At 39.3% G+C, this 10366-nt stretch carries 7 protein-coding genes and 1 riboswitch; of the genes, 1 reads left to right on the top strand and 6 read right to left on the bottom strand.

The window, feature by feature from the left end; all coding sequences use genetic code 11:
- Nucleotides 1-239: 239 nt before the first annotated feature.
- Nucleotides 240-330: riboswitch (cyclic di-GMP riboswitch) on the bottom strand.
- A gap of 465 nt (nucleotides 331-795) precedes the next feature.
- From LJE09_RS16060 to LJE09_RS16045, 4 genes are all read right to left on the bottom strand, one after another.
- Nucleotides 796-4167, bottom strand: coding sequence for a hemoblobin-interacting domain-containing protein (locus LJE09_RS16060; protein ID WP_227311549.1), 3372 nt, complete (start codon nucleotides 4165-4167; stop codon nucleotides 796-798).
- Between the two features lie 317 nt (nucleotides 4168-4484).
- A complete protein-coding gene (locus tag LJE09_RS16055; protein WP_227311548.1) occupies nucleotides 4485-5774 on the bottom strand; it encodes an SANT/Myb-like DNA-binding domain-containing protein in 1290 nt (429 codons plus the stop codon).
- Between the two features lie 98 nt (nucleotides 5775-5872).
- A complete protein-coding gene (locus tag LJE09_RS16050; RefSeq protein WP_118633764.1) occupies nucleotides 5873-7558 on the bottom strand; it encodes a recombinase family protein in 1686 nt (561 codons plus the stop codon).
- 15 nt (nucleotides 7559-7573) lie between these two features.
- Nucleotides 7574-7759 (bottom strand): hypothetical protein, encoded by a 186-nt coding sequence (locus tag LJE09_RS16045; protein WP_227311547.1) that lies wholly within the window; start codon nucleotides 7757-7759, stop codon nucleotides 7574-7576.
- Nucleotides 7760-8362: 603 nt separating this feature from the next.
- On the opposite strand from LJE09_RS16045, the gene LJE09_RS16040 reads away from it, so the two are divergent.
- Nucleotides 8363-8566: a hypothetical protein gene (locus LJE09_RS16040; RefSeq protein ID WP_020993865.1), complete on the top strand. Its 204-nt coding sequence runs from the start codon at nucleotides 8363-8365 to the stop codon at nucleotides 8564-8566.
- Between the two features lie 280 nt (nucleotides 8567-8846).
- On the opposite strand, the gene LJE09_RS16035 is transcribed toward LJE09_RS16040, so the two are convergent.
- Both LJE09_RS16035 and LJE09_RS16030 read right to left on the bottom strand, forming a co-directional pair.
- Nucleotides 8847-9629 carry an EFR1 family ferrodoxin gene (locus LJE09_RS16035; RefSeq protein WP_227311546.1) on the bottom strand — a complete coding sequence of 261 codons (783 nt, stop codon included), beginning with the start codon at nucleotides 9627-9629 and terminating at the stop codon, nucleotides 8847-8849.
- 378 nt (nucleotides 9630-10007) lie between these two features.
- On the bottom strand, nucleotides 10008-10366 hold a 359-nt coding region (locus tag LJE09_RS16030), incomplete at its 5' end, for a GGDEF domain-containing protein (protein ID WP_161298935.1).

Here is a 10366-nt window from a genome sequence, read left to right as displayed (position 1 = left end):
GGCTACGGCGACCGACGACAACGCGGAAATAAGAAATTTAGACGCAAGATTGTTCTAGAAATCAACTTGTTGGTACACTAGTTTTGTTACCCATTTTTGCATACAAAAAGGACACCTGCCAAAATCTCTGCCAGTGTCCCTACTATATTTCTTTAAAATCACACATCTATATAGTATAAAAGGTATCGGAATCTCTTCTGTTCAAACAGCTTTTCCATATATTATGATGATATGGAAACAGTGGCAATCGGCTGACATGGTCAAGCTTTCTGACTTTAGTCCCTTCTGGCTTTGCGTCCCTGCCTTTCAACAGGTTTGCCTTTAAAATAATTTTCAGTTTTTCCAAAAATAAAATACCATGTGGCTTTTCTTACGTCAATAATATTTTGGTGGAAAATTTACATATATTTTAACCGAATCAAGTAACTCCCCTGTGGAGGTTACGAAAAGCAATAAGCAGTGGGTGAGGACCTGCTGTTTATTTTTCTAATCCCACGGAAAAAATGCCCATTCGCCATTTCCAACATACCATCTTTCATACCGCCGATAAAATCGAATCTATAAACATGGAAAGTTACTGTCCAGCTAACCCCTGAACAGTAACGGTTCCAATACACACTTTTTATTCCGTAGGGTTCTTTCCGGTTTTCCACATAAACTGCTAGTAAAACTGGTATCTTTTTTCTTAAAAGCGAAATCTCTGCAACATTCCTGACAAATCAGAGGGGATACTGCAATGTATAATGTGCATTGCCGGTATCCCCTCTGATTTATTCAACCATTATTCACAATTTTTTATTTCATTTTAACTTTTCTGACATTTGACCATTCACTGAATGTTTTTGAATTATCCTCAGAAGTACGGTTCCATGCATGTAAACCAATATAATAAGTGCCTGATTTAACATTCTTAAATGTAACAGTTACTGTATTTCCTTTTATCTTTTTTACATAATAATTTTCTCCGGAAACAGCAGGGCATTTCTGTCCGTTAGTTTTGGTAAGGGTATCACTGAGAACTACATCATAGCCCTGAGCGTTTTTGCTCTTCGTATATTTTACTGTCACTGTGGAGCCTTTAACAGTTACCTTACTGATCACAGGTGCTTGTGGCGTAATGGCACTCACATCTACTTTATGGATCTCAGACCACTGTCCAAATACTTTTTTGCCATCTTCACCCTTAAGCCATGCGTGGCATGCTACATACCAGGTTCCCTTATCCATATATGCAAATGCAGACTTCAGTTCTTCCTGATTTTTCAGGACCTTTGTATACTGTCCTGTTTTGAGCATATCCTCAGAGGTGCCGATCACATAATCATATTTCAGAGCACCCTTACACTCTTCATTCAGCACCATTTTTACGGAGTTTTGGGAAACAGATACATTCTTTATAACTGCTTTTGCAGGTCTGGTATAATTTCCGTCTGAATCTGTGATACTTCCGTCTGTACTGTAGGTATTTCCTTTTGTATCTGTTACAGTTTCATCTTTATTTACAGTTGGCTTTTTACCATCTGCATCAGGTGTCAGCTTCGTGCCATCCGGAAGTGTTACAGTTCCATCTGAACTGATCACGATTCCTTCCGGTGTAACAAGGTTTCCATTTCTATCTTCCTCAGTTCCCTCCGGGTAAGCATCCGGTATCGGAGTAACAGTTGGTACCGGCGTTACTGTTGGATTCACTGATGGTGACGGATTTACCGACGGTGATGGATTTACCGATGGTGATGGATTTACGGTCTGTATGATTGTGGTATCTGATATAGTACAGTTCTGAATTTTATCATCTGGTGTTTTTGTAATGTCACTCCAATATGTATCCGGAGCAGATTCACTGTTGGAAGTTATTTTTTTACCATTTACTGCTGTTCCTTTTGTAGAAGGAGATATAGTGACAGATTCAGTATACGCTTTACCTGGCTCCGCATTTTTGTTCATAAATGAATAAGCAGAACCCCCCTCCAGATATGCTTTTGCTGTTTCTACATTTCCGGTGCCCTCAACTGCATTGCCACCGTTATCACCATCTCCTCGTCCTGCAACAGCAATCAACGTTCCTGCTCCGGAAATCGTTCCGTTGTCAAGAATCACCGCTGCACCGCCAACTGAAGTAGTTGCTATGTTTCCTCCGCCGTATGCTGCAAGCTGGCTGCCCTCGCCAATAGTAAGTGTTCCGCTGCTGACTTTCAAGGCCGGCTGTCCGCTGTAGCTTTTTCCTGTGGCAGGATCTGTTCCTGTGGCAGCTTCATCACCTTTGATATATACTTTTCCTTCTACCTTTACATTTCCGCTTATCACAACAACAGGTGATGTATTGTGACGTGCCTGTGTTCCATTGGGAAGGAAATTAGTGTTGGAGTAGATCATGGAATTCTTTATGGTCGCTCCATCATTCAGAATCAGCTGTCCATTAATGGAAGTACCTGTCAGGAATTTTCCGCTATAATCATCGTGATTGACAGATATTGTTCCACCATTTTCTACTTCAATCTGTCCATATATGGAAGAATCTCTCAGATTCAATGTTCCGCCATTTTCTACTTTTATCTTCACACTGCTGAGAACCTTCATATTGACCATTGTAAGATCACATCCAGCCGGTATGATCAATGTCTGGGTTGTAGCTTCTCCCTCTGAAACAGCATATCCCAGTTCTCCATATGTACCGCTGGTGTGAGAGCCATACCAGGCTTTAATCTCTGCCGGGACTGTTACAATATCATCTGTATCATTAAAATCAGGAATTACCCATGGATCCATATCATACATGTATTTTCCATCTGCAGTCTTGGTTGCATTTTCAAGCTTCAGATGATCTGCCAGTTTTTCCTTAGTACTGTAAACCTTGAAAGTAAGCTCATTACTTGTTACTGTACGCCCTGATTCATCAGTTACTGTAACATTGACAGGATATGTACCGATTTTAGCAGGAGTTCCGCTGAGAGACAGAGAACTGTCATATGTGGAATACATCCCTGCCATCCCACTTTCACTGTCAATGTTTACCTTTGTATTCTTTGTGTCAATTTTTACACCTGTTTCTTTTAACTCCTTCCAGTCAGCTTCAACAGGTTCCTGCCCATCCGGAAGATCAGCTGCTTCCACAACTACATTACTGTTTTTGTTGGATGAAACAGAAGTGGATGCCCCTGAAACTGCATCGTATTTCTGCTGCCCTGTAACAGCGCTTTCGAAGTATCCTTTTAATCTGACATGAAGAGTGTTCACTCCGTTAGATGCACCGTTAATATTAGTTTCACCGGAATCAGCTGTAACAACTTTGAAGTCATTTCCTTCTGCAGTTACCTTAAGATAAAGTTCTTTATATCCATCACTTTTTATTGTAATGACATTTCCAGTATGAAGTACAGTTGAATCAAATACAACACGATTATTACTGCTGTCTGGACAATATGCTTTTCTGCCATATAATGCTATTGCATAATCTGTTTTATCCCATACTGTCCCATCTACAGATATTTCTTTGATTTTACTGATATAATCAGAAACATTATTTTCATCAGCTGGTTTAATGATCTTGTAGTCTGTACCTGAAATTTCCACTTGATCTCCCGCAAATGTTGGCGCATCTTTGGTCTGTTCAGGTTCAGACTGTGAAGTTACTTTTTCAACGTTCCAGTGTTTTCCGGTTCCTGTTACCTTTAAAGTAAGATCCTTGTATCCGGTACTGGTGATTACAATCTCATTACCCACTTCAAGTCTATCTGGAGATAGTCCAACATAACCGTCTGAGTCTTTTTTAATATATGTTGTTCCTGTAAGATCCCACGAATAAGTTACTTCATTCCACTCTGTTCCATTAATAGATATTCCTGTAATTTGCTCAACATACCTTGAGTTAAGAGAAGTTTTTAGTTTACAAACATTCGCAAAAGAACCACTTTCATATTCTGCTATCACCTCCGGCGGTTCTTTCGCACTTTGTGTACCCTCATCCTGAGCCGCCTGTACATTCTCCTGCTCATCCGCAAAATCCGGTGTTCCCAATCCATCACTAAAGGAATCATCATCTGCCTCCTGTGTGATCGCTGAATCCGTAGTCATTGAATCTGTAAATATGTCTGCTGCACATACCGGTACAGAAGCAATCATGTTTGCCGCAATTGCCATAGACATCAGAATTGCCATTCTTTTCTTCATCTGTTTCTTTATCCTCCTGTAATATGATATCAGGGGCAAAAGATATTTCGTCCCTGACTTGAAGCTATCTGTGTATCATCTCATTTCAGATGAAGCGGATAAAATCCTCCGATTCATCTCAGTTCTTCAGTGGAAGTTTAAATGATCAAATCACGCAATAGTTTGCTTTGGTTAACTCTGTTGGTTAGTATATTCTAACCTGCGTGAAAATGCAAGAGAATTATTCTGCATCTGTTGAGAAAGTATCTCATAAATCAAGCAGTATCCTGTTGACAAATTTTTATCATTTCACAGCAAGATAAGACAGAATAGAGCAATTATGGCAATTCCATAAAATAATGCAGGTAATAAATCAGGTAACATCCTGCTATCAGTCTGAAAATATCATCTTCTATCTCTTTTTCGCTGCTGTTTAAAGTAATTTTGTTTCCTTCTATCTGAAGTCCCATTGTATCCGCGAGATTCTCAACCCGTTGCCTGTCATATTCTTTTTCATCCAAAAGAACAGACTTCTCATAAACCCTGAATTTTCCGGTTTCATCACATTCCAGTCTCAGATGCAGTTCAGGGAGTTTTCCGGGTTTAAAGGTTATCTCACTGTATGTCATAGATTGTCTTACTTTTGTGATCCCCTGTTTCACTGCCAGTATGATCCATTCATCCAATACAGGTCCTTTATACATAGGAAGTCCATATTGCAGATGTAATTGGGCTGCCTTGCTGATGCAGGCATTTCTGGTACGGTTATTCAGACGTTTATAAACATTGCTGCCCTCAACCGGGTAGTATTTCTTCAGTATCTTCTCTTCGGCTTTTGTCCATGGATCATTGGTTTTCCTGCTTAATCCCAGAATCATCGCTCTGTATTTGCATGCCTGAAGAGATCTTTCAGGAATAAGAGTATGCACATATCCGGCACCTTTTTCTTCATAATATCGGGAAATGATCGCATCCTCTTCCTGTGTCCATGGAAGTCTGTTATTGTCTGATCTGACATTTAAGTACTTAGCTCTGGACTGACAGGCAGTCAGAGTTCTCCCTTCCAATCGTTCTGCTGTCTTCCTGCCTTCCGCTTTGTAATATGTTCTTATAATTTCGTCTTCTTCTGCAGTCCATTCTTTTCTTCCCTGTATGCAAAGACCTAATTTGGCAGCTCTTTTATTACATGCCTCTTTGGATCTTCCCTCCAGTCTTTTCTGAACTTCAGCACCTTCTGTCGGATAATAGTTTCTCAGAATTTCATCTTCGCTGCTGCTCCATTTTCTGTTTGCCCCGGAATAAGTAAGTCCTAATGCAGCAGCTCTTCCTCTGCAGGATTCTGCTGATCTCTGATTTAAGCGATAACGTACCTTACTGCCCTCCGCAGCATAATACTCTCTGAGTATTTTATCCTCTGCCTCTGTCCATAATCTGACATATTTAACATCATTCTGTACAGTTGCTGAAGAGGAAATGTTTTTGGATATTTCCATTTTTGATGCCTGGATCCTGCAGCTTTTTGCAGTTCTTCCGGATAATCTTTCACAGACCTGATCTCCTTCTGCGGGATAGTACTTTCTTAATATTTCGATTTCATCGGCTGTCCATCTTTTTTTCGTATTTGCCATGTCTTACACCTGTTTTATATATTATTTCAAACTGAAATATTCACTACTTCTTACTTTTCGTAACCTTCGCAAAAGAATTCCATATGTGAGTGCAATATCTACATAGAAATTCCTGAATGTACAACATATTCATACCCTGTCTCCGTAGTATAAGTTTTTTCCTGTCCCAGTGCCGGAATAACAGATTCAGAGCTGTGCAGACTTCCACTTTTAAATACGATCATCACTTCTGCTTTCTTTTCATTAACCGGAGTTATTTCTATATTATTGATTGTGTTTTCAATCATGGCTCTGGTGATATCTTTGGGTTTTACGCAGGAATATTCCTTTGCATAGTCTAATATCCTGTCCATCTGATCTGTCAATTCTGTTTTTGAAAGAGGTTTCATGCTTTTCAATTGTTCCAGATTCGCTTTTTTCTCTGCTATCTGCTGTGTAAAAACCTTGTTTCTGCTTAAAAATTCCGCATCAGAAATGTAGCCGCCCATATTGTAATCCAGCAGCTTATCTCTCTTCTGTTCCAGTACTGTTATTTCATGCTGTATGTTGTCAATTTTTTCTTCAGTTCCTTCTGTTTTGTTAATCTCTTTCTCATAAAGTTCCAGATACTTATGCAATATACTTTTATTGCTTTGAGCCAGATTGTTATAAACATCCGATATCATCTCCAACAGGATTTCTTCTTTTACCGGTTTTGATCTGCAGGAAACTGCGCCCTGTTTTATGCGATGACTGCATACCCAGGTCTTTGCATCTTTTCCGCGGACAGTTCTGACTTTCAGCCAGTATGCAGCTTTATCTTCCGCACAATGTATAAGTCCGGTAAAAAGGTTGTCCTGCTTATAGGAAGTTTTTTTCAACTTGATATTTTTACTTCTTTCTTCCAGAATCCTGTTTGCATCTTCCCACAGTTTTTCATCCACAATTGCAGGGACATGGGTACCATCGTCTTTATACATCACCCATTCATCTTCAGGCAGGAATTTCTGTTTCTTAGTAAAGAGATCAACTATTTTTACTTTTCCACCAACATAGTAACCCTTATATTTAGGATTTCGGATAATATTGGCAATCACATGGCTGTCAATCTTTCCCCCTTTATAATTTCTGTATCCACATTCCCATAAAAATTGTTCCAGTGAATGGGTAGACCAGTTTCCCAGAGCATATTTTTCAAAAATAAGCTGTACCATTTTTGCCTCTTCGGGATTCAAAAACAATTTTCCGTTTCGCTTGTCCCATCCATATATATGTGAATTACCAAGAACCACACCGTTCTGTATGGATCTTGCATGACCGAAACGCACACGACTTGAAAGTTTTCTGCTTTCTTCCTGTGCAATACCGGACATAATTGACAGCCTGAGTTCCGAATCCTCATCTAATGTATTGATATTGTCATTCCTAAACCAGACAGCAGTTCCACAGTCCAGAAGCTCTCTTGTATATCGTATACTGTCTAATACGTTTCGGGCAAAACGGGTGATCTCTTTAGTTATGATAAGATCAATTTTCCCGGCTTTTGCATCCTGGAGCATTCTCTGGAATTCCTCTCTGTGGGTTACGGTAATACCGGAGATTCCTTCGTCTATATAACCATCCACAAGCGTCCAATTCTTTACGTCTGAGATCAATTGTTCAAAAAAAGTCCACTGATGCTCAATAGAGGTTTTCTGTTCCTCCTTATCCGTACTGACTCGGGCATAATACGCCACATTCAGTTTCAGATCAAATATATTTTTCTGCCGGGATTTCAGTTCCTCACGTGTTGCATAAATATCCATCTTATTCCTTTCCAATCAACTGATTCGCTGGCAATATTCATCTGAACTGTCCATCTGTTCTCCATTCTTCGTGACTACTGTATTGAATGTACTCAAGGTTATAATGTCTTTCTGGATACTGCTGTGCAGTTTTTCGGAAATCTGTCCATTATCAAGCATTTTGTCATTAATCATTGTCAGTATAGCCTGTTCCAATGTCATAAGCATTCCTCCTGTTCTGTATGTTATAATGTGCAATTTGGCATAGAACTATCCAGCGGTAATATGATGAATTTCATAAAATTATTATAACTGATTCAAAGATAATTGTTTTTGAGGCGAAAAAAGCTAGAACAGCAAAACTATAGAATAAAAGTATGATTCAATTACCAATCCTTTCCAGTATGCCCCTTCTCAGGTAGCCAGCAGATAAAAAGTGAATTCGAATTCACTTTTTATTGTGTGTGACGATACTCATAAACGACGCATATGTCAAATGCTTTGGTAACGTTGAAGAATAGGACAGTTCCAAACAAAAAGTGTCTTCGACACTTTAACTCCCCTGAACCCCTCAATCAACTTGAGGGATCAGGGATTTCTTTTTTCATCCTTTTATCTCCAGTTTCTCCGAGGAAAGCCAAAACCAGAATAAAGCCAACTATCACAAAGCAACAGCGAAAAAAAGACACCCACAGTTAATTCCGAACCCTGTGAGTGTCCAAAAACGAAAGGAATAATGAATTATCAAAAATAAAATCTAAGGTGGACAGATTGCTTTGTTTATTGTAATATATGCTGTATGGAATTTTACGAGGAGGATTTATCATGGAAGAAAAAATACTTAATTTTATTCTGGAATGTGCAGAAGTCCAGAAATTGGTTCCATTCTCACTTATCGAAGAAGAATTTAATCTTATTCTGGACGAAGCCTTAAAGTCGGTCATTACGGATGCTCTCTGGGATAATGATACTATTTCTGACGTAACTATAGGAACTGATGGTTTTACTGTCACATTTTTCGAGAATTGATCATAAATATCAAACTAATCAACTGATGACACGAACACAGCCAGAAGCATAAACAAAGTATCTGATAAGCAGACATGATCTAATACCCCCTTATCAGATACTTTTTTATGTTCCATATCTTGCCTGCAATTTACGACCGTCTATAGCAATCCTCGTAAATAATGCATTTAAGACAGTTCAGCAGAGTGCGAAAGACAAGGAAGATATCTGCAGGCGTACTGACGCAAGGCAAAAATATCTGACGCAGATTTCACACTCTGATGGACTGGATTAAGATGCATTATTTTAGAGGATTGCTATAGTCATATTTCTCAATCCCCAGATTCTCAAAACAATATCTGGGCTTTCCAACACTCTTCCTGCCATATTCGATTGCCTCAGCCGGACAATAGCAGATGCAGGCCATACAATGCGTACAATGCTTTTCCCATACAGGTTTCTTATTTTTCATTGTCACATTGTTTAACGGACAGACTTTTACACATTTGCCGCATCCGGTACAGGTCTGATCTGCATAAAATGCCTTTGCTTTTACAAATGCCGCATAGAAGATATCATTCACCAGACCACTCTCAAAAGATGCACCGAAGCCACTTTTTGATGGAAGCTTCTCTCCATGTTTGATTGCCAACGCAGCTTTAGCAATATCAGGACCTGCTGCCGCAACGATCTTCTTTGCTTTCTCCACATCAGGAGCATTAAACATGGCAATGTAATTCTCCGGCATAATGATCTGTGCCGTCCCCATATGCTTTAATCCTTTTTTCTCACTCAGTTTTCGATTGTATATATCTGCGCCACCAATACCGCTTCCGCAGCTCATCACATACCAGACATTCTTCGCCCCGACAAATTCTGTCTGTCCGATCCAGTCAGAAACCACACGCGGGATCCTCCATGCATAAGTCGGTACCACCACTACCAGATTCTCTCCTGTCTTAACAGTTCCGGTATCGCCCGATTTGATCCGTTCGTTCATACAGAGCAGTTTTTCCTGCAAGCTGCCGGCAATCCTCTCTGCTACATATTTACTGTTTCCCGTTCCTGAAAAATAAACAACCATGTCATTTCCTCCTCGCGCCGTTTTATCCTAATAAAAAGATATCACATTCGTTCCGTTTTCTCAATATCCGCGGAAGTCCTACTCCAGTATCATTGATCTGTTTTCCATCAAACTCACCACATACAGAAAGTCAAAAAACACCGCAGATTTCTCTGCGGTGCAGCCCGGAAGTATAACGATAACTTCATGACAAATCTTCATACCAATACGGAATTGTTCAAAAATCTTTCGGAGTCTTACTTGCTTAATTTATGACTGTATTATAAACTGACTTTCGTGATATTATCACACAATAACATAGTAAAAACTCTATTGGTTTTTTCAACAGGGTTCTATCGATTACTCATTTAAGAAGATTCATCTACTCTGAGCTGAAAGCTAATTATATTTCTTGCATAACTGTTTATTTTTATACATATAAGCATCTGCCTCATCCAATAACATCTGCATTGTACCCGACATATCATCGGAGGATAATGCCCATCCGCAGGCATAGTCGATTGGTATTTGATTTTCATAACTATTTAATCTGTTTTTTTCTCTGTACAATGATTTTAATATCACCTTAATTTCCGCCTCGCTTGTATGATAAATGACTGCTATAAACTCATCTCCGCCATATCTTCCAACAAAATCCTTTTCTGGAATAACACTGCGCAAAAGCTTTGCGAAATTCAATATTAACTGATCTCCTGCGGAATGTCCCATTGTATCATTTACAGTTTTTAGATTATTTA

It is taken from the genome of Blautia sp. DFI.3.45, from assembly GCF_020593505.1.
Lineage (GTDB): Bacteria > Bacillota > Clostridia > Lachnospirales > Lachnospiraceae > Blautia_A > Blautia_A wexlerae.
The sequence above is the reverse complement of the archived record's forward strand: the minus strand, read 5'-3'. Positions and strand labels throughout refer to the sequence as shown.

Excerpts from the sequence above, each read along its gene's own strand:
- LJE09_RS16060 (WP_227311549.1), bottom strand. The coding sequence starts at position 4,167 with ATGAAGAAAAGAATGGCAATTCTGATGTCTATGGCAATTGCGGCAAAC.
- LJE09_RS16055 (WP_227311548.1), bottom strand. The coding sequence starts at position 5,774 with ATGGCAAATACGAAAAAAAGATGGACAGCCGATGAAATCGAAATATTA.
- LJE09_RS16050 (WP_118633764.1), bottom strand. The coding sequence starts at position 7,558 with ATGGATATTTATGCAACACGTGAGGAACTGAAATCCCGGCAGAAAAAT.
- LJE09_RS16045 (WP_227311547.1), bottom strand. The coding sequence starts at position 7,759 with ATGACATTGGAACAGGCTATACTGACAATGATTAATGACAAAATGCTT.
- LJE09_RS16040 (WP_020993865.1), top strand. The coding sequence starts at position 8,363 with ATGGAAGAAAAAATACTTAATTTTATTCTGGAATGTGCAGAAGTCCAG.
- LJE09_RS16035 (WP_227311546.1), bottom strand. The coding sequence starts at position 9,629 with ATGGTTGTTTATTTTTCAGGAACGGGAAACAGTAAATATGTAGCAGAG.